17 protein-coding genes are annotated in these 18,194 nt (G+C 71.9%); 5 read left to right on the forward strand and 12 right to left on the reverse strand.

Features of this window, described 5'->3' with window-relative positions:
- Window positions 1–67 precede the first annotated feature (67 nt).
- The 3 genes from ABZ564_RS00215 to ABZ564_RS00225 all read left to right on the forward strand — a co-directional run bounded on the left by ABZ564_RS00215 (window position 68) and on the right by ABZ564_RS00225 (window position 2,790).
- The gene (locus ABZ564_RS00215) at window positions 68–1,015 is read left to right on the forward strand and encodes an ABC transporter ATP-binding protein (protein WP_360847031.1); all 948 of its coding nucleotides are present in this window, start codon (window positions 68–70) and stop codon (window positions 1,013–1,015) included.
- The gene (locus tag ABZ564_RS00220; RefSeq protein ID WP_360847034.1) at window positions 1,002–2,003 is read left to right on the forward strand and encodes an ABC transporter permease; all 1,002 of its coding nucleotides are present in this window, start codon (window positions 1,002–1,004) and stop codon (window positions 2,001–2,003) included. The genes ABZ564_RS00215 and ABZ564_RS00220 overlap by 14 nt, the downstream gene beginning before the upstream one ends.
- Window positions 2,004–2,196: 193 nt before the next feature.
- On the forward strand, window positions 2,197–2,790 hold the full coding sequence (locus ABZ564_RS00225) for a TetR/AcrR family transcriptional regulator (RefSeq protein ID WP_360847037.1): 594 nt from the start codon (window positions 2,197–2,199) through the stop codon (window positions 2,788–2,790).
- 152 nt (window positions 2,791–2,942) lie between these two features.
- Here the strand turns inward: ABZ564_RS00225 and ABZ564_RS00230 are convergent, their stop codons facing one another.
- From ABZ564_RS00230 to ABZ564_RS00240, 3 genes are all read right to left on the reverse strand, one after another.
- Window positions 2,943–3,833 carry an NmrA/HSCARG family protein gene (locus ABZ564_RS00230; protein WP_360847040.1) on the reverse strand — a complete coding sequence of 297 codons (891 nt, stop codon included), beginning with the start codon at window positions 3,831–3,833 and terminating at the stop codon, window positions 2,943–2,945.
- A 120-nt stretch (window positions 3,834–3,953) separates the two neighbouring features.
- Entirely contained in the window at window positions 3,954–4,379 is a 426-nt protein-coding gene (locus ABZ564_RS00235) for a MarR family transcriptional regulator (protein ID WP_360847043.1), read from the reverse strand.
- A gap of 78 nt (window positions 4,380–4,457) precedes the next feature.
- Entirely contained in the window at window positions 4,458–5,288 is an 831-nt protein-coding gene (locus ABZ564_RS00240) for an HAD family hydrolase (protein ID WP_360847046.1), read from the reverse strand.
- Window positions 5,289–5,418: 130 nt separating this feature from the next.
- On the opposite strand from ABZ564_RS00240, the gene ABZ564_RS00245 reads away from it, so the two are divergent.
- Window positions 5,419–5,952 carry a hypothetical protein gene (locus tag ABZ564_RS00245; RefSeq protein WP_360847049.1) on the forward strand — a complete coding sequence of 178 codons (534 nt, stop codon included), beginning with the start codon at window positions 5,419–5,421 and terminating at the stop codon, window positions 5,950–5,952.
- 235 nt (window positions 5,953–6,187) lie between these two features.
- Here the strand turns inward: ABZ564_RS00245 and ABZ564_RS00250 are convergent, their stop codons facing one another.
- The 4 genes from ABZ564_RS00250 to ABZ564_RS00265 form a co-directional block, all read right to left on the reverse strand.
- On the reverse strand, window positions 6,188–6,646 hold the full coding sequence (locus ABZ564_RS00250; RefSeq protein ID WP_360847052.1) for a VOC family protein: 459 nt from the start codon (window positions 6,644–6,646) through the stop codon (window positions 6,188–6,190).
- Between the two features lie 145 nt (window positions 6,647–6,791).
- Complete coding sequence (locus ABZ564_RS00255) at window positions 6,792–8,342, reverse strand: FAD-dependent monooxygenase (RefSeq protein WP_360847055.1); 1,551 nt, start codon at window positions 8,340–8,342, stop codon at window positions 6,792–6,794.
- Window positions 8,343–8,403: 61 nt separating this feature from the next.
- Window positions 8,404–9,381: an EamA family transporter RarD gene (rarD, locus tag ABZ564_RS00260; RefSeq protein ID WP_360847058.1), complete on the reverse strand. Its 978-nt coding sequence runs from the start codon at window positions 9,379–9,381 to the stop codon at window positions 8,404–8,406.
- Window positions 9,382–9,525: 144 nt separating this feature from the next.
- Window positions 9,526–10,386 carry an SDR family oxidoreductase gene (locus tag ABZ564_RS00265; protein ID WP_360847061.1) on the reverse strand — a complete coding sequence of 287 codons (861 nt, stop codon included), beginning with the start codon at window positions 10,384–10,386 and terminating at the stop codon, window positions 9,526–9,528.
- A gap of 147 nt (window positions 10,387–10,533) precedes the next feature.
- On the opposite strand from ABZ564_RS00265, the gene ABZ564_RS00270 reads away from it, so the two are divergent.
- Complete coding sequence (locus tag ABZ564_RS00270; protein WP_360847064.1) at window positions 10,534–10,938, forward strand: helix-turn-helix domain-containing protein; 405 nt, start codon at window positions 10,534–10,536, stop codon at window positions 10,936–10,938.
- A 73-nt stretch (window positions 10,939–11,011) separates the two neighbouring features.
- Here the strand turns inward: ABZ564_RS00270 and ABZ564_RS00275 are convergent, their stop codons facing one another.
- From ABZ564_RS00275 to ABZ564_RS00295, 5 genes are all read right to left on the reverse strand, one after another.
- Complete coding sequence (locus tag ABZ564_RS00275) at window positions 11,012–12,070, reverse strand: 2-oxoacid:ferredoxin oxidoreductase subunit beta (protein ID WP_360847066.1); 1,059 nt, start codon at window positions 12,068–12,070, stop codon at window positions 11,012–11,014.
- Window positions 12,063–14,009 carry a 2-oxoacid:acceptor oxidoreductase subunit alpha gene (locus ABZ564_RS00280; protein ID WP_360847069.1) on the reverse strand — a complete coding sequence of 649 codons (1,947 nt, stop codon included), beginning with the start codon at window positions 14,007–14,009 and terminating at the stop codon, window positions 12,063–12,065. The genes ABZ564_RS00275 and ABZ564_RS00280 overlap by 8 nt, the downstream gene beginning before the upstream one ends.
- 579 nt (window positions 14,010–14,588) lie before the next feature.
- The gene (locus ABZ564_RS00285) at window positions 14,589–15,248 is read right to left on the reverse strand and encodes a response regulator transcription factor (RefSeq protein WP_026171285.1); all 660 of its coding nucleotides are present in this window, start codon (window positions 15,246–15,248) and stop codon (window positions 14,589–14,591) included.
- Between the two features lie 171 nt (window positions 15,249–15,419).
- Window positions 15,420–16,775 (reverse strand): sensor domain-containing protein, encoded by a 1,356-nt coding sequence (locus tag ABZ564_RS00290; RefSeq protein WP_360847072.1) that lies wholly within the window; start codon window positions 16,773–16,775, stop codon window positions 15,420–15,422.
- 154 nt (window positions 16,776–16,929) lie between these two features.
- Window positions 16,930–18,129 (reverse strand): sensor domain-containing protein, encoded by a 1,200-nt coding sequence (locus tag ABZ564_RS00295; RefSeq protein WP_360847075.1) that lies wholly within the window; start codon window positions 18,127–18,129, stop codon window positions 16,930–16,932.
- Between the last annotated feature and the right edge of the window lie 65 nt (window positions 18,130–18,194).

Below are 18,194 nucleotides of genomic sequence, written 5' to 3' on the forward strand. Positions count from 1 at the left end.
CCAGGTCCCTCGCCCGCCCCGCCGTGCGTGTCGCGCGGCGGGGCGGGCGCGACAGCGGGGAGCAGACATGACAAGGCCCGACACCGCGCCCGTCATCGAGACGCGCGGGCTGACCAAGCGCTACCGGGGCGGTCAGCTCGCCGTGGACCGGCTCGACCTCACCGTCCCCGGCGGCAGCGTCTTCGGCTTCCTCGGGCCCAACGGCTCGGGCAAGACCACCACCATCCGGATGCTCATGGGCCTGATCGCCCCGACCTCCGGCACCGCGAGCGTCCTCGGCCGCCCCATGCCGGACGCCTCGCGCACGGTGCTCCCCGAGGTCGGCGCGCTGATCGAGGGCCCGGCGCTGTACGGGTTCCTGAGCGGCCGGGACAACCTCGTGCGCTACGACAGGGCCGATCCCACCGCCGACCCGCGCACCCGCGCCGTCCGGGTCGGCGACGCCCTGGAGCGGGTCGGGCTCACCCCGGCGGCCGGCAAGAAGGCGCGCGCGTACTCGCTGGGCATGAAACAGCGCCTCGGCCTCGCCGCCGCCCTGCTCAGACCGCGCCGGCTGCTTGTCCTGGACGAGCCGACCAACGGCCTGGACCCGCAGGGCATGCGCGAGATCCGCGCCCTGGTCCGCGAACTGGCGGCGGACGGCACCACGGTCTTCCTCTCCTCCCATCTCCTGGACGAGATCGAGCAGGTCTGCACGCACGCGGCGGTGATGGCCCGGGGCCGGCTCCTCACCCAGGGCCCGGTCGCGGGCCTCGCCACCGGCGGCCGCCTCGCCGTCACCACCCCGGACCCGGCCGACGCCGCCCGCGTACTGAAGGAGCACGGCCTCACGGGCATCACGCTGGACGGCGACCGGGTCCGCGCCGACGCCCCGCCGGGCACGGTGGAACTCGCGGACGTGAACGCGGCGTTGGTGCGGGACGGCGTACGGGTGCGCGCGTTCGGCGTCGAACGGGCGTCGCTGGAGGACGCGTTCGTGGCTCTGACGGGAGAAGGATTCGATGTCGCAGGCTGAGAAGGCGGCCGGGACCGCCGGGGAGCCCACCGGGAGCGCCGTCGAGGGGGCGGCTCACGAAGGTGACGCCGGGGCCCCGGCCGAGGACGCTGTCCCGGCTGCGGCCGAGGGGGCCGCTCGTCGAGAGGCTGTCCGCGTCGTGCGCAACCCCCTCTGGACGTTCGGCATTCTGCGCTCCGAGCTGACGACCACCCTGCGCCGCCGGCGCACCCTCGCGCTGCTCGGCGTGCTGGCCGCCGTCCCCGTGCTGATCGGGATCGCGGTGCGCATCGAGACGGCCGACGGCTCGTCGGCGGGCCCCGGCGGCGGGGCGGCCGGCCCGGCGTTCCTCTCCCAGGTGACCAACAACGGCCTCTTCCTGGTCTTCGCCACGCTCGCCGCGACGCTCCCCGTCTTCCTCCCGATGGCCGTGGGCGTGATCGCGGGCGACGCGGTCGCGGGCGAGGCCAACGCGGGCACCCTGCGCTATCTGCTGGTCGCCCCGGCCGGCCGGACGAGGCTGCTGCTCGCCAAGTACGCCGCCACGCTCGGCTTCTGCCTGGTGGCCACGCTCGTCGTGGCCGCGTCCGCGCTGGCCGTGGGCGCGCTGCTGTTCCCGGTGGGCGACGTCACGACGATCTCGGGGACGACGATCGGCTTCGGCGAGGGCCTGGTACGGGCGGGGCTCGTCGCGGTGCTCGTGGCCGCGTCCCTGACAGGCTTCACGGCGCTCGGCCTGTTCGTCTCGACGCTCACCAACAGCGGCATCGCGGCCATGGCGGCGGCGGTCGGGCTGCTGATCACCGTGCAGATCGTGGACACCATCCCCCAGCTGAGCGGGGTTCACCCCTACCTCTTCCCGCACTACTGGCTTTCCTTCACGGACCTGTTGCGCGAGCCCGTCTACTGGGACGAGGTGAGGAAGAACCTGGGGCTTCAGGCGCTGTACGCGGCGGTGTTCGGCTCTGCGGCCTGGGCCCGGTTCACCACGAAGGACGTCACCGCCTGACCTGGGAGGCACACCCGTACCGTCGGCCGGCGAGCCGTCCCCCGATCGGCTCGTCGCGGCACGAACGGCACGAACGGTGCGAAAACAGAGGGAACGAGCCGACACGGTACGTTCCGTTTCCGCCAGAGCATTGTTCGGCTTATGGCGACGGACTGTCAACAAGGTTTGACTCGAACAGGCCTATGCTCACCGAATGAACACATCGCCGAGTTCACTGCGCAGGAGCGAGAGCTCACGCAGGGCGACCCTGCAAGCCGCCCTCGATCTCTGTACGGAGAGGGGCTACGGGCGGGTCACGGTCGAGGCGATCGCGGCCCGGGCGGGCGTGAGCAAGAAGACGATCTACCGCTGGTGGCCGTCGAAGAGCGCGGTGCTACTGGAAGCCTTTACGGAGACGCTGGTGTCGGCGACCCCGTTCGTCGACACCGGGGACATCGCGAAGGACCTGCGTACCCACCTCACGGGCGCGGTGAACGTCCTCGCCGTACCCCCGTACGGCCCGGCCTACGCGGGCATCCTCTCGGAACTGCACCACGACGACCGACTGGCCGAAACGGTACGTACGCAGCTGATCGACCCCCGCTTCGACGAGGCGGTCGGCCGGCTGCGCAGCGCCCAGGAGCAGGGCCAGCTCCCGCCGGACGCGGACCTGCACCTGGCGGTGGAGATGCTGTACGGCCCGCTGTACTACCGCCATGTGCTGCGCAAGCCGATGCAGGACGCGGAGGACGTGGGAAAGCTGGTGGACCACGTGCTGCGGGCGCTGGGGGCGACGATGCCGGACTGAGAGACGGTGGGTGCCTGTGGTGCTCTCGACCGCACTCGTCCGATCTGGCCGGCGGAGCGTCCCCGCGGTCGCCGACGGTCAGGTTCTCCTCAGTGGCCGTGCCATGTCCGGGACCGCGACGCCGGCAGGATCACGGCCTGCGGCTGGAGTCGTCAGGAGCTGATCCGGGCCGCGGGCACGGTCCAGCCGGTGGCGCGGATCCACTCGGCCAGGTCCCGGATGGCCGGCTCGATCGCCTTCACCGCTGCGAGGTCCGACGGGTGTTCTGACCCCTTGGCGAACTGGCGGAACATCACCTTGTCGAGGTCGTTGCCGAGGACGCTCAGCGGCAGGGCCTCGTAGCGTGACGGCAGCCCGGCGCGCGCGCCGAACGCGGCGGCGATCCGGGGGCCCGTCGGCTCGTCGCCGACGACCTCGATGGCTCCGCCGGGTACGTCCGCGGTGTCGAGCAGGATCGCGGCGGCGACCTGGCCGATGTCCTTGATCGAGATCATCTTCAGGGGGACGTCGTCCGGCAGCGGCAGCCTCAGGACGATCGTTCCGTCCTCCAGGCTCGGCGCCATCACGGTCGCGAAGTTCTCCATGAAGGCGGCCGGGCGGACCATTGTGGCCCTCAGGCCGGAAAGCTTCAGGTATTCCTCGATCCGGTGCTTCGAGTCGTGGTGCGGCACCCCCGTCACGCGCTCCGCTCCGAAGACCGAGTTGAACACGACGTGTGGCACGCGCGCTGCGGCCGCCGCATCGACGAGGGCGGTGCCCACGCGGACCTCCTCCTCGACCTCCTTGAGGCTGTTCGCCTCCGGGGTCATGAAGGAGAACGCGTCGACCGCCTCCAGCGCGGCGACCGTTGACGCCGGGTCGTCGATCCGGATGGCCGCCAGTTCGACGCCCCGGGCGGCCAGCGCCTGTGCTCGTTCGGACGTCTGGGAGCGGACGAGGGCCCGCACCCGCGCTCCTCGGGCCAGGAGCGCGTCGACGACCGCCCCGCCCTGCTGCCCCGTCGCTCCGAAGACCGCGATCGCACCGTTTTCCCGCGTGACCATGTCGTCACCTCTCGCTCAGGCATGGCATGAACCCCGATTAGTTCACGGCGTGAACAACAATAGTTCACGCCGTGAACTGATGCAAGGCATGGGTGTGCCCGGGAAGGACTGCGCGGTGGGTCAGGACGAGGTGGACGCCGAGACGCCCGACGCGTTCACGATGGCGGTGGCCAGGCGTTCGAGGTCGCGCCGGTCATCGGCGTCGAGGTTCTCCGCGACGTCGGGCAGGCGCCTGGTGGTCTCGGCGAACACCGCCTCGGCGAGCACCTTCCCCGTGGGCGTCACGCTGAGCATGGTGACCCGCCGGTCCTGCTCCGAACTCGCGCGGCTGACCAGGTGGCGCCGTTCGGTGCGATCCACGAGCTGGCTCAACGCGTTCTTGGTCATGCCGAGCGCGGTGGTGAGGTACGCCATCTGTCGCGGCTCGTCCTTGACCGCGCACAACAGCGTGGCCTGCAAGGAGGTCAGGTCGTACTCGGCGCAGATCTGCGCGTACCTCCGCTGGATCAGGACCGAGAGCCAGAAGAGCTTGTCACCGTAGTCCACGCTCGCCGCCCCTCGTCCGGTGCCGAACGCCCAGTTTACCGACGCCGACCGGCTTGCCCGACCGTCCGGTTGCCGGTGCTATGACGATCTACGGCTGGAGTGCCGGCCGAAGAGGCGTTCAAGGACCACCGCTATCCCGTCCTCCTCGTTGGACAGCGTCACCTCGTCGGCCGCCGCGCGCAGTTCCGGGTGGGCGTTGCCCATGGCCACGCCGTAGCCGCAGCTGCGGAACATCGGCAGGTCGTTGGGCATGTCCCCGAAGGCGATCGACGCGCCCGGGTCCACGCCCAGCTCCTCGGCGGCGAGCGCGATTCCGGCGCCCTTGTCGATGCCGTACGGCTGGAGCTCGACGGTCCCCGGCCCGGAGTGGGTCACGGTGGCGAGGTCCCCGACCACCGCCCGGGCCTCGGCGGTCAGCGCCTCGTCGCTCAGCTCGGGGTGCCGGATGAGCACCTTGATCACGGGCTCGGCCCACAGCTCGTCCCGGTGCCGGGTCCGTTGCGCGGGCAGCGCGGGGTGCGGCAGCCGGTAGCCGGGCTCGATGAGCGTGCGCCCGTCGGCCCCGTCCTGGTCGACGGCCGCGAAGACCTGGCCCACCTGCGCCTCGATCTTCCCGAGCGCCGCGTCGGCCGCCTCCCGGTCGAGCGTGACCGCCCGGACGGTACGTCGGGCCCCGGCGTCGTACACCTGCGTGCCCTGCCCGCAGACGGCGAGCCCTTCGTACCCGAGCCCGTCCAGCAGCTCCCGCACTCCGGGCACCGGCCGCCCGGTGACGACGAGGTGGCGGGCGCCTGCCGCGCGGGAGAGGGCGAGCGCGGCGCGGGTGCGGGGGCTGACGGTGTCGTCGCCGCGCAGCAGGGTGCCGTCCAGGTCGGTGGCGACGAGGGCATATGCGGGTGGGAGGGGCATGGCGGCAAGCGTAGGTGTTCGGTTCCGGAGCCCGGCCGGAGTTGTGGCGGGGCGGGGACGTGAGGTATTGAGCAGGAAATTCGACAACAAAGGTTGTCGAGAGCGATGAAGACAACTAAAGTTACGAGCTATGGGGAATCCTGAGAGCAAGAACGCGATGGCGGAACCGGACGCGGAACGGGTGGCGCTGGACGCGGCGCTCCTGGAGGCGCTGAACCCGGTGGCCGCGTCGCTGCAGGCGCGCGCGACGGGACTGCCGCCGGACCGGATGTGGGCGGCGGACCCGGTGGAGGTGTCGCTGTCCGTCCTGGCCGCCTGGAAAGTGGTGGACGAGGAGGTCAAGCGCCTGACGGCGATAGCCGCCCGGACGGCCGGCTCCTACGGCGCGAACTACGAGCGGCTGGGCGCGGCCTGGGGGATCACCCGGCAGGGCGCCCGCAAGAAGTGGCCGGACGCGGTGGGGAAGCGGCGGGAGGTGAGCGCGCTGGAACTGTTCGGCGGCCGGGCCGAGTTGAGCTGGCAGGAGGCGCCGGGGGGCTGGTGCTGGTCGGGCCGGGGCGCCGACGGCACGCACAGCGCGGCCGACGACGCGGCGTGCCCGTTCCCGACGAAGGAGGAGGCGGCGGCTCACGCGGGGGCGTTCCTCAAGGAGCACGCGGGCTGAAAGGGTGCGCGAAGGCGGGCGACCGGGCCGACGCCGTGCCCTGTGTGCGCCCGGAGATCGGGCACGCTCGTGTGTCGTTCGCTCATGCGGGTCTCCCTTGGAAGGCCCGCTTCCCACGGGTGGTCGCACCCTCGCGACCTGCGTCGCCGTGGTCAAGGTCCGTAAGTCTCTCCGGGGCTGGTGCAGCCCCGGAGCGGGACGGGTACGGCCACGGCCGCCCCGCCCCGCCCGCGTCCTACTCCACGCAGAATTCGTTGCCCTCCGGGTCCGTGAGGACCGTCCACTTCCCGCCCTGCTCCGCCACCTCGCGCTCGACCTTCGCGCCCAGGCCCTCCAGTCGGGCCACCTCGGCCTCGCGGCGGTCCGGGCCCGCGTGGAGGTCGAGGTGGAGGCGGTTCTTCACCGTCTTCGGTTCGGGGACGCGCTGGAAGAGGATGCGGCGGCCGCGCCCGGCGCCGCTCTGCTCGTCGTACGGGTCGTCCGGGTGGCGTACCGCCGCCAGGTCGAGCCAGGCGCGGCGGCCGTGGGCCGTCGTCGTGACCTCTTCCGGTACGGCCCCGAGGCCCAGGAGGTGTTCGACCAGGGGGCTGTTGTCCTCGATCTCGTAGCCGAGGGCCCGGGACCAGAAGCCGGCCTGCGCGTGCGGGTCGGCGGCGTCGATGACGACTTTCCACTCAAGGGTCATGAGCGGCATTCTGTCCCGGAATAAGGGATTCCGCTCAAAATTCCGGTCCCGGTCGGGCGTCGGCTCCGGTCGGGCGTCGGCTCCGGTCGGGCGTCGGCTCCGGTCGGGCGTCGGCTCCGGTCGGGCGTCGGCTCCGGTCGGGCGTCGGTCCCGCTCAGGCGTCGGCTCCGTCCAGATACGCGGTGACCGCCTTCACGTCGTCCGCTTCGGTGATCAGCCCCACGTGGCTGTCGGGCCGGACGAGGACCAGCAGCTCGTCGTCCGGCCCGATGCCGTACGCCGCACGCGCGTGTCCCGCGTGGTCGGTCAGCCCGGACGGGCCGCCGGCGCCCACCCCGTACGCCCGCAGGTCCTCGCCGTGCGCCGCGGCCGCGTCCCGCAGCGCCCCGGCCGTCCCCGCGCCGAAGCCGAGGAGGGTGAAGTGCGGTCCGGCGAAGACCTCGAAGAGGCGGCGGGGCTCGCCGGTCGTCGCGTCCAGGCAGGGCGCGTCCGGCGCCCGGTCGCCCGCGCGCAGAAGGGGGGTGGTGAGCGGGGAGGCGGCGAGCGAGCTCCAGCGGTAGCCGCTGCCCAGGCCGTTGGTGCCCGGGCCGACCGCCGAGTCGAGGCCGCCGCCGGGCTTCTTGATCGCCTCCATGGTGGCCCGCAGCCGTTCCGCGCTGATGTCCAGGACCTCGGCGGCGACCGGCAGCCGTTCCTCCTCGTAGGTGTCGAGCAGGGCGGGTCCGGCGAGCCCGGCGGCGACCCGGGCGAGCTTCCAGCCCAGGTTGTACGCGTCCTGGATGCCGGTGTTCATGCCGAGGCCGCCCGCGATGGAGTGCACGTGCGCCGCGTCCCCGGCGAGGAGGACCCGGCCCACCCGGTAGCGCGCGGCCATGCGCTCGTTGACCCGGTACGTGGAGAGCAGCGTCGCCTCGGTGAGACGGTCGCCCGGCAGGCCCGTGTGCTTGGCGAAAAGCCGCCGGAAGCCGTCGAGCGACGGTGCCACGGGGGCGCCCGCGGCGTCCCGCTCGGGCCCGGCCTGGAACCACCAGCCCGACCGGGTGCCGGGGATCGGGCAGAGCATCACGGCGCCGTCCTCGTCGAACCACTGGTGCCAGAACCCGCGGTCCAGCCCTTCCACCTCGACGTCCCCGCACACCATCAGCTGGGTCTCGTCGGTCCTGCCCTCGAAGGGGATGCCGAGCAGCTTGCGCACCGCACTGTGGCCGCCGTCGCAGCCGGCCACGTACGACGCCTCGATCCGGTCGCCGCCGGCGAGCGTGGCGGTCACGGAGGCCTCACCCTCGGCCAGGCCCACGAGCTCGGCGCCGAGTTCGACCCGTACGCCGTACTCCGCGAGCCGGGCCCGCAGCACCTCCTCCAGGCGCCACTGGGCCATCATGTGCGGCCGGTCGTACGGCGCGTCCGGCGTGGGCCGCTGGTCCGCGAAGGGATCGGCGTCGGCGATGGCGATCCCGCCCCGGTACTTGCGCATCGGCAGCGGGGCGGCTCCGGCGGCCAGCGCCTCGTCGAGGACCCCGAGGTCCTCCAGGACTTCGAGCGAGCGCGGGTTGGGGCCCTTCGCGCGGGACGTGCGCGGGAACTCGGCGGACTTGTCGATGATCCGGACGCCGACGCCCCGGCGGGCGAGGTCGATGGCCAGGATCAGTCCGGTGGGTCCTGAGCCGACGACGAGAACGGGAAGCGGGGGCGCGGAGGCGTGCATGGTTACTCCTGGATCCGGTCCGGTGGGCCTCCAGGAAAACGTAACCAAGTTAAAAAAGCAACTAGGTTGCGCTTGAAGAGGTCTCCGTCCGGGCCGCACCGGCCGGTGCGGCCGTCGCCGTCGCCGCCAGCCGGGCCGCCTGTGCCTGCGCCCTCGTGCGGTGCGACGTCCGCAGCGCGTCCCACGTCAGCACGGCGAGCGCCGCCCACACCAGACCGAAACCGGCCCACCGCTCCGGCGGCATCTCCTCGTGGAAGTACACGATCCCGAGCAGGAACTGGAAGACCGGGGCCAGGTACTGCAGCAGGCCGAGCGTCGACAGCGGTACGCGGATCGCGGCGGCCCCGAACAGGATCAGCGGCACGGCCGTGACGACGCCGGTCGCCGCGAGCAGCGCCACGTGTCCGGCGCCGTCGGAGGTGAAGGTGGACTCGCCGCGGGCGCCCAGCCAGAGCAGATAGCCGAGCGCGGGCACGAAGAGGACGGCGGTCTCGGCGGTGAGCGATTCCAGGCCGCCCATGTCGACCTTCTTCTTGATCAGGCCGTACGTCGCGAAGGAGAACGCCAGGATCAGTGAGATCCACGGCGGCTTCCCGTAGCCGATGGCCAGCACGAGCACCGCCGCGACGCCGGTGGCGACCGCCGCCCACTGGGCCGGGCGCAGCCGTTCGCCCAGGAGCAGGACGCCCATGGCGATGGTGACCAGCGGGTTGATGAAGTAGCCGAGCGACGCCTCGACGACGTGGCCGTTGTTCACGGCCCAGATGTACAGCCCCCAGTTGACGGTGATCACCGCCGCCGCCACGGTGAGCAGCCCCAGCTTGCGCGGTTGCCGCAGCAGCGGGCCGATCCAGGACCAGCGGCGCAGGACGAGCAGCAGGACCGCCACCACGCCGAGCGACCACACCATGCGGTGGGCCAGGATCTCGAGCGCCCCGGCCGGCTTCAGCAGCGGCCAGAACAGCGGGACGACGCCCCACATGCCGTAGGCGGCGAACCCGGAGAGGAGTCCGGCCCGCTGGTCATTCGTTCCCTGCACGGGCCCTCCTGGTGGGTGTCTGTCGTACGACGGCCAACCAGATGACGGTAGCGCCGACCGGGCCCGGTGTCATAGCCGTATCGCCAGACGGTCATGACACCGGACCGTCGGGGTCCGGAGGGAAGGGTCCGTGCCCGGAAGGTCCTACAGGGCGGCGACCGCGGCCTCGACCGTCTCGGCCATCGGCGTCGTCGGGCGGCCGATCAGCCGGGCCAGATCGCCGCTCGTGCCGGCCAGCCGGCCGCGCCGGATCGCCTCGTCCACGTCGACCAGGATCGCCGCGAGGCCCTCGGGGAGCCCGGCGCCGACCAGGATCTCCTGGTGCACCGCGCCCGGCACGTCCTTGTGGACGATCTCCTTGCCCGAGGCGCGCGACACCTGCGCCGCGTATTCCGCGAGCGACCAGGCGGTGTCGCCGCTCAGCTCGTACGCCTTGCCGAGGTGGCCCTCGCCCGTCAGGACCGCCGCCGCGGCGGCCGCGTAGTCGGCGCGGGTCGCGGAGGCGATCCTGCCCTCGCCCGCATTGGCCACGACCGCGCCGTGCGCCAGGACCGGCGCCAGGTTCGCCGTGTAGTTCTCCGTGTACCAGCCGTTGCGCAGGAAGGTGTGGGGCAGGCCGGAGGCCAGGATCAGCCGCTCGGTCTCCTTGTGCTCGTCGGCGAGCACGAAGTCCGCGTCCGGGCCGCCCAGGACGCCGGTGTACGCCAGCTGCGCCACGCCGGCCGCCTTGGCCGCGTCGATGACCGCCGTGTGCTGCGGGACGCGGCTGCCCACCTCGCTGCCGGAGATGAGCAGCACCCGGTCGCCGGCGCGGAAGGCCCCGGCCAGCGTCGCCGGGTCGTCGTAGTCGGCGATCCGGAGCTCCACCCCGCGTGCCGCCAGAGCGGCCGCCTTCTCCTTGTCGCGGACCGCGGCGACGATCCCGTCCGCCGGGACGGTGGTCAGCAGCTGCTCGACGACCAGGCGGCCGAGCTCTCCGGTGGCTCCGGTGACGACGATGCTCATGGGGTTTCTCCTCGGTGGGGGCGCATGTTCCGGCAGGCTCGGACGGCCGCGATCCGGGTTCATGCGGTCATGCTCGGGCGTTCTCCCACTCACCCTAAAGGGGGTACTAACTATTCGTAAGTGCCCACTTTGAAGTAAGGTACTGGTATGAGCGTGAGCAACCTGGTCGCCCTGGGCGGCGGGCCCGATGTGCGGCAGCCGATGTGCCCGTCCCGGAGCGTCCTCGAACACGTCACCAGCCGCTGGGGCGTCCTCGTGCTCGCCGCCCTGCTGGAGCGTTCGTACCGGTTCAGCGAACTGCGCCGCGAGGTCGGCGGGGTCAGCGAGAAGATGCTGGCCCAGACGCTCCAGACCCTGGAGCGCGACGGCTTCGTGCACCGGGACGCCAAGCCGGTGATCCCGCCCCGCGTCGACTACTCGCTCACCGCGCTGGGCCGCGAGGTCGCCGAGCAGGTGTGGGCCCTGGCGCGCTGGTCGGAGCGGAGCCTGGACGCGGTGGGCGAGGCGCGCGCGGCGTACGACAGCCGCAAGGAGGGCCGCGCGGACCGGTGACCCCGTACGCGAAGCGCCGGCCGCCCCCGTCGTGCACGGGTGCGGCCGGCGCTGCGTACGCCCGGGGCGGCGGCTAGCCGACCACCGTCCAGTTGTCGTTACCGGCGAGCAGCGCGGCCAGGTCGCCCTTGCCGTTCCGCTCAACGGCCCTGTCCAGCTGGTCGGCCATCAGCGTGTCGTACACCGGGCGCTCCACGCTGCGCAGCACTCCGATCGGGGTGTGGTGCAGGGTGTCCGCGTCGGCGAGCCGCGACAGCGCGAACGCCGTCGTCGGGCTGGGGGCGTGCGCGTCGTGGACGAGGATCTGCGACCTGTTCTCCTCGGTGACCGCGACCACCTTCAGGTCGCCGGTCAGCGAGTCCCGTACGACACCCTTCGCACCGTCCGCACCGAAGACGATGGGCTGCCCGTGCTCCAGGCGGATCACGGCCTCCTGGGCCCGGTCCTTGTCCTTCAGGACCTCGAAGGCGCCGTCGTTGAAGATGTTGCAGTTCTGGTAGATCTCCACCAGCGCCGTGCCCGGGTGGTCGGCGGCGGCCCGCAGCACGCTCGTGAGGTGCTTGCGGTCGGAGTCGACGGTACGGGCGACGAAGGACGCCTCCGCGCCGATCGCCAGCGACACCGGGTTGAAGGGCGCGTCCAGCGAGCCCATCGGTGTCGACTTGGTGATCTTGCCGACCTCGGAGGTGGGGGAGTACTGGCCCTTGGTGAGCCCGTAGATCCGGTTGTTGAACAGCAGGATCTTCAGGTTCACGTTGCGGCGCAGCGCGTGGATCAGGTGGTTGCCGCCGATGGACAGCGCGTCGCCGTCGCCGGTGACGACCCAGACCGACAGGTCCCGCCGCGAGGTGGCCAGGCCGGTCGCGATGGACGGGGCGCGGCCGTGGATCGAGTGCATCCCGTAGGTGTTCATGTAGTACGGGAACCGGGAGGAGCAGCCGATGCCGGAGATGAAGACGATGTTCTCCTTCGCCAGACCGAGGTCGGGCATGAAGCCCTGCACGGCGGCGAGGACCGCGTAGTCACCGCAGCCGGGGCACCAGCGCACCTCCTGGTCGGACTTGAAGTCCTTCATGGACTGCTTCGCCTCGGCCTTGGGCACCAGCTGGAGCAGTTCGTTCGTCTCAGGCATCGATGGCCTCCTCAAGAGCTGCCGCGAGCTGCTCGGCCTTGAACGGCATGCCGTTGACCTGGTTGTAACTGTGCGCGTCCACCAGGTACTTGGCGCGGATGAGCATGGCCAGCTGCCCGAGGTTCATCTCGGGCACGACCACCTTGTCGTAACGCTTCAGGACCTCGCCGAGATTCCGCGGGAACGGGTTGATGTGGCGCAGGTGGGCCTGGGCGATGGAGCGTCCGGAGGCGCGCAGCCGGCGGACGGCCGCGGTGATCGGCCCGTACGTCGAGCCCCAGCCCAGCACGAGCGTGCGCGCGCCTGCCGGGTCGTCGACCTCCACGTCCGGGACCTCGATGCCGTCCACCTTGGCCTGGCGGGTGCGGACCATGAAGTCGTGGTTGGCGGGGTCGTACGAGATGTTGCCGGTGCCGTCCTGCTTCTCGATGCCGCCGATGCGGTGTTCGAGGCCGGGTGTGCCGGGGACCGCCCACGGCCGGGCCAGCGTCTGCGGGTCGCGTTTGTACGGCCAGAACACCTCGGTGCCGTCGGCCAGTTCGTGGTTCGGGCCGGCGGCGAACCGGACGCGCAGGTCCGGGAGCCGGTCGAGCTCGGGGATGCGCCAGGGCTCGGAGCCGTTGGCCAGGTAGCCGTCGGAGAGCAGGAAGACCGGGGTGCGGTAGGTCAGGGCGATCCGGGCCGCCTCCAGCGCCGCGTCGAAGCAGTCGGCCGGGGTGCGCGGGGCCACGATCGGCACCGGGGCCTCGCCGTTGCGCCCGTACATCGCCTGGAGCAGGTCGGCCTGCTCGGTCTTGGTGGGCAGCCCGGTGGAGGGGCCGCCGCGCTGGATGTCGATGATGAGCAGCGGCAGTTCGAGGGAGACCGCCAGGCCGATGGTCTCCGACTTCAGCGCCACACCGGGCCCGGACGTCGTCGTCACGGCGAGCGCCCCGCCGAACGCGGCGCCCAGCGCGGCCCCGATGCCCGCGATCTCGTCCTCGGCCTGGAAGGTGCGCACGCCGAAGTTCTTGTGCCGGCTCAGCTCGTGCAGGATGTCCGAGGCCGGGGTGATCGGGTACGAGCCGAGGTAGACCGGCAGGTCCGCCTGGCGGCCGGCGGCGATCAGGCCGTAGGACAGGGCGAGGTTCCCCGAGATGTTGCGGTAGGTGCCGGTGGGGAAGGCCTGCGAGGCCGGGGCGACCTCGTAGCTGACGGCGAAGTCCTCCGTCGTCTCGCCGAAGTTCCAGCCGGCCCGGAAGGCCGCCACGTTCGCCTCGGCGATCTGCGGCTTCTTGGCGAACTTGGCCCGCAGGAACGCCTCGGTGCCCTCGGTCGGGCGGTGGTACATCCAGGACAGCAGCCCGAGCGCGAACATGTTCTTGGAGCGCTCGGCCTCCTTGCGGGAGAGCCCGAACTCCTTCAGCGCCTCGATCGTGAGCGTGGTCAGCGGCACCGGGTGGACGTTGTACGCCTGAAGCGAGCCGTCCTCCAGCGGGTTGGTTTCGTACCCCACCTTCGCCATCGGCCGCTTGGTGAACTCGTCGGTGTTCACGATGATCTCGGCCCCGCGCGGCACATCGGCGATGTTCGCCCTCAGCGCCGCCGGGTTCATCGCGACCAGCACGTTCGGCGCGTCGCCCGGGGTCAGGATGTCGTGGTCGGCGAAGTGCAGCTGGAACGACGAGACGCCCGGCAGGGTGCCCGCGGGGGCGCGGATCTCGGCGGGGAAGTTCGGCAGCGTGGAGAGGTCGTTCCCGAAGGAAGCCGTCTCCGAGGTGAACCGGTCACCCGTGAGCTGCATGCCGTCGCCCGAGTCACCCGCGAAGCGGATGATCACCCGGTCCAGACGGCGGACTTCCTTCCCGCCGGTCCCCGCGGCTGCGGACCGGGGGGCACGCTGGCCCCCTACGAGCGCCTCGTCGGCCTGCTCGGCTGGGCTACTGACCTGGCTGGTCACCGGATACCTCCGAGGATGCCCCGGCCTTCGGGCCGGGGAAGAACCGGACTCCTGCGGAGCAGGACGGGGAAAGGCCTTTCACCCCGAGGGCGAAAGGCCGTTGCTTCGGTCGGGTAGGCTGCGCGCTGTGCGTCGCGAGAACCAAACGCGTACACCGTGCTGATCGAGAACCAAGACAGCACATGCACCTCCAAGCTTTGCTGTACGAACCCGGGCTGGTCTCAACCCGGCTGGTGCTGATCGTGGAAGACCTGTCGGGTCGCTGATCCGCAGGCAACGTGAGCCAGGAATCCCCCTGCTTCAGCTGGGGGAGGACGTCAATTACTGGACCTCCCTCGGACAGCGGCGCGGAACCGTCCGGCCCGCCGGAGGTCCCCGCCCACCCTACGTCCGTAAGGGTCGCCTTCCTCCGGCCGATCACATGATGGACGGCATTTTGAGACGCCGTGATTCCGGATGCTGAGACGTTTTCCGGCCCTGTTCCGTCATGATTCCCCAGCCGCCCGGTTCCCCGTCGGACCCGCGCTGGAGACACACCCGGACACGACTGGTGGCGTCCTGCCGATCAGGTCCCCGGTGTCAGGAGTTCAGATACGTCAGCACCGCCAGCACCCGCCGGTGGTCGCCCTCGCTCGGGGCGAGACCCAGCTTCTGGAAGATGTTGCTGACGTGCTTCTCGACCGCCCCGTCGCTCACCACGAGCTGCTTGGCCACCGCGGAGTTCGTACGCCCCTCCGCCATCAGGCCCAGCACCTCGCGCTCACGCGGCGTCAGCCCGGCCAGCACGTCCTGCTTCCGGCTGCGGCCCAGCAGCTGCGCCACCACCTCGGGGTCCAGCGCGGTCCCGCCCTGCGCCACCCGGACCACGGCGTCCACGAACTCCCGGACCTCGGCGACCCGGTCCTTCAGCAGATACCCGACACCCCGGCTGGACCCGGCCAGCAGCTCGGTGGCGTACTGCTCCTCCACGTACTGCGACAGGACCAGCACCCCGATCCCCGGGTAGTCCCGGCGCAGCCGCACCGCCGCCCGGACGCCCTCGTCGGTGTGGGTCGGCGGCATCCGTACGTCCGCGACCACCACGTCCGGCAGCGCGTCCTGCCCGGCCAGGTCGCCGATCGTCTTGATCAGCGCCTCCGCGTCCCCGACGCCCGCGACGACGTCGTGCCCCAGATCGGTCAGCAACCGGGTCAGTCCCTCCCGGAGCAGTACCGAATCCTCGGCGATGACCACGCGCACCCTGTCCTCCACCACGACGCTGTTTCCCCCGCTGCTCGCTTGCTGGCATGACCCGTACGCCGTCCAGCATCCCAGTAACGGCATGGACGTCGCGAGCGTGCGCGGGGTTGAAGGCGCCCCGGAGGGCGGTTCCCTCCGGGGCGGTACGTCTGCCGTGCCGTGGATCTCCGGTCAGCCGCGCCAGGGCAGCTCCGCGGTGATCCTCGTCGGGCCGCCCACCGGCGAGTCGACGACCAGGACCCCGTCCACGGCGTCCAGCCGCTCGGTCAGCCCGGCCAGCCCGCTGCCCGCCGCCGGGTCGGCGCCGCCGTGCCCGTCGTCGGTCACCTGGAGCAGCAGCCGGTTCTCCGTGCGCCACACGTCGACCGAGGCGCGGGTGGCGCCGGAGTGCTTGCTGACGTTCTGGAGGAGTTCGGAGACGGTGAAGTACGCGATGCCCTCGATGGCCTGCGCCGGCCGCGAGGCCAGGTCCACCTCGACGGTGACCGGGACGGTGCAGCGGGAGGCGATGGCGGACAGTGCCGCGTCCAGGCCGCGGTCGGTGAGGACGGCCGGGTGGATGCCCCGGGCCAGGTCGCGCAGCTCCTGGAGCGCGACCTTCACCTCGCCGTGCGCCTCCTCCACCATGCGCGCGGCGGCCTCCGGGTCGGCGGTCAGCTTCTCCTTCGCGAGGCCCAGGTCCATGGCGAGGGCGACGAGCCGGGCCTGCGCCCCGTCGTGCAGATCGCGCTCGATGCGGCGCAGGTCCGCGGCGGCCGTGTCCACCACGACACCCCGGTCGGACTCCAGCTCCGTGACGCGCTCCGCCAGCCGGGACGGGCTCAGCAGCCCGGTCACCATCAGCCGGTCCACGGTCGCCAGGCCCCGGATCACCCACGGCGACAGCAGGACGATGCCCAGGCCCAGGACGGCGGTCAGGGCCAGGTCGGGGGCCGAGTCCAGGTACACCTCGTGCTGGGTGTCCCCGTACAGCTGGATGCCCGAGACGCCCGTGTGCGAGGGGACGGCCCAGAACCACAGCGGGTAGGTGAGGGCCGCCCAGCCCCATGCCTGGAGGGTCAGCGCGACGCAGAAGGCGAAGACCGCCCACGGGAGGTGCAGCAGCGCGTACAGCAGGTGGCGCCAGGACACCCCGCTCTTCAGGACCGCGCCGATCCAGGACATCAGCCCGCCGGTCCGGCCGCGCGCCGGTACCGGATCGGCCACGTCCACCCGCAGCAGGGTGCGCGCCCGGGTCCGCTCCAGCGTCCCGAAGCCCCGGCACATGACCAGCCCGGCGGCCAGCACCGGGATGCCCAGGAAGGTGACGAGCAGCCCCGCGCCCAGCGAGACCATGGTGATCGCGAAGGTGAACAGCACGATGCTGATCGGCAGGCTCAGCAGCAGATAGCAGAACTCGCGCCAGGTCCTGCCCTCCAGGGGCGCCCGCAGCGCGGCCGGCAGGACGTGCCGTGTCGCGGGCCGGGCGCCGAGTCCGCTTCCCGTCCGCTGGGGGTCCCGTGTGTCCGGTCCGTATGCCGTGGCCATGGGGTTCCGTCCGTTCTTCTGCCGCGTCCGTGAATGTGCGTGCGTTCCGTACTTCAAGAGTTGCGTGCGTTCCGTGCTTCAAGAGTGCGGGGCGCGCAGCCGCCGCACCATGAGGGCGGTCTCCGTCTCGGAGCGGGGGTTTTCCCCACCCCCTCTACGCGCTGCGCGCCCCGGCCGCGCTCTTCTCGGTCTCCCGGCCGCGCCAGGGCAGCTCGGCGGTGACGGTCGTCGGGCCGCCGGCGGGGGAATCGAGTACGAAGACGCCGTCGACGGCGCCCAGCCGCTCCGCGAGCCCCGCCATCCCCGTACCGCCGTCCATCGAGGCCCCGCCCCGCCCGTCGTCGCCGACCCGGATGAGCAGCCGGTCGTCCGAGCGCCACACGTCGACGGACGCCGTACGGGCCCCGCTGTGCTTGCTGACGTTCTGGAGGAGTTCGGAGACGGTGAAGTACGCGATGCCCTCGATGGCCTGCGCCGGCCGCCCCGGAAGATCCACCCGCACGGTGACGGGCACGGTGCAGCGGGAGGCGATGGCGGACAGCGCCGCGTCCAGGCCGCGGTCGGTGAGGACGGCCGGGTGGATGCCCCGGGCCAGGTCGCGCAGCTCCTGGAGCGCGACCTTCACCTCGCCGTGCGCCTCCTCCACCATGCGGGCCGCGGCCTCCGGATCGTCCGTCAGCCGCTCCTTGGCCAGGCCGAGCCCCATCGCGAGGGCGACGAGCCGGGCCTGGGCCCCGTCGTGCAGATCGCGCTCGATGCGGCGCAGGTCGGCGGCGGCCGTGTCCACGACCACGCCCCGGTCGGACTCCAGTTCGGCGATGCGGCGTTCGAGGTCGTCGGAGGGGGAGAGCAGCCCGCGCACCATGCCCCGGTCCGCGTTGGCCATGAGCCGCGCCGCATAGGGGAGCGCCGGCCACACGACGAGGCAGACGAGCGTCACGGTGAAGGTGAGGATGCCCCACGGCAGACGTACGAACGAGTACAGCGTCGCCCGCCAGGCGACCGGGTCGCGCAGGGCGGTCCACAGCCAGGCGAAGAACCCGTTCTCCCGGCGGCCCCGGCCCACCGGGCTCGGCTCCTCGACCCGGACCCCCAGCAGCTTCCGGGCCCGGCCCCGCTCGGCCCGCCCGATCAGCCGGGAACCCTGGAGCCCGGCGGCGAGCAGCGGCAGACCGATCACGGTGACCGCGAGGCCCACCCCGATGGCGATCATCGCCACCGTGTAAACGAATCCGACGATCGCCATCGGCAGGTTGGCCAGGAGGTGCGCGACCTCCTTCCACGTCCACCGGCCGAAGGCGAAGCGGACGGGAGGCGGCCCGTCGTCGGGGGGCACCTGGGAGTTCATGGTCATACGACCAGCCTGCCGGGCACGACCTGCGGATGCCATGGGGCCCGTGGGTGAGACGAAGTAGGGAT

The sequence above is a fragment of the Streptomyces sp. NPDC019224 genome (genome assembly GCF_040632605.1).
In the GTDB taxonomy this organism is placed as follows: Bacteria; Actinomycetota; Actinomycetes; order Streptomycetales; family Streptomycetaceae; genus Streptomyces.

Excerpts from the sequence above, each read along its gene's own strand:
- ABZ564_RS00255 (WP_360847055.1), bottom strand. The coding sequence starts at position 8,342 with ATGCACGCCTCCGCGCCCCCGCTTCCCGTTCTCGTCGTCGGCTCAGGA.
- ABZ564_RS00220 (WP_360847034.1), top strand. The coding sequence starts at position 1,002 with ATGTCGCAGGCTGAGAAGGCGGCCGGGACCGCCGGGGAGCCCACCGGG.
- ABZ564_RS00230 (WP_360847040.1), bottom strand. The coding sequence starts at position 3,833 with ATGGTCACGCGGGAAAACGGTGCGATCGCGGTCTTCGGAGCGACGGGG.
- ABZ564_RS00215 (WP_360847031.1), top strand. The coding sequence starts at position 68 with ATGACAAGGCCCGACACCGCGCCCGTCATCGAGACGCGCGGGCTGACC.
- ABZ564_RS00245 (WP_360847049.1), top strand. The coding sequence starts at position 5,419 with ATGGGGAATCCTGAGAGCAAGAACGCGATGGCGGAACCGGACGCGGAA.
- ABZ564_RS00275 (WP_360847066.1), bottom strand. The coding sequence starts at position 12,070 with ATGCCTGAGACGAACGAACTGCTCCAGCTGGTGCCCAAGGCCGAGGCG.
- ABZ564_RS00270 (WP_360847064.1), top strand. The coding sequence starts at position 10,534 with ATGAGCGTGAGCAACCTGGTCGCCCTGGGCGGCGGGCCCGATGTGCGG.
- ABZ564_RS00290 (WP_360847072.1), bottom strand. The coding sequence starts at position 16,775 with ATGGCCACGGCATACGGACCGGACACACGGGACCCCCAGCGGACGGGA.
- ABZ564_RS00250 (WP_360847052.1), bottom strand. The coding sequence starts at position 6,646 with ATGCCGCTCATGACCCTTGAGTGGAAAGTCGTCATCGACGCCGCCGAC.
- ABZ564_RS00225 (WP_360847037.1), top strand. The coding sequence starts at position 2,197 with ATGAACACATCGCCGAGTTCACTGCGCAGGAGCGAGAGCTCACGCAGG.
- ABZ564_RS00295 (WP_360847075.1), bottom strand. The coding sequence starts at position 18,129 with ATGACCATGAACTCCCAGGTGCCCCCCGACGACGGGCCGCCTCCCGTC.
- ABZ564_RS00265 (WP_360847061.1), bottom strand. The coding sequence starts at position 10,386 with ATGAGCATCGTCGTCACCGGAGCCACCGGAGAGCTCGGCCGCCTGGTC.
- ABZ564_RS00240 (WP_360847046.1), bottom strand. The coding sequence starts at position 5,288 with ATGCCCCTCCCACCCGCATATGCCCTCGTCGCCACCGACCTGGACGGC.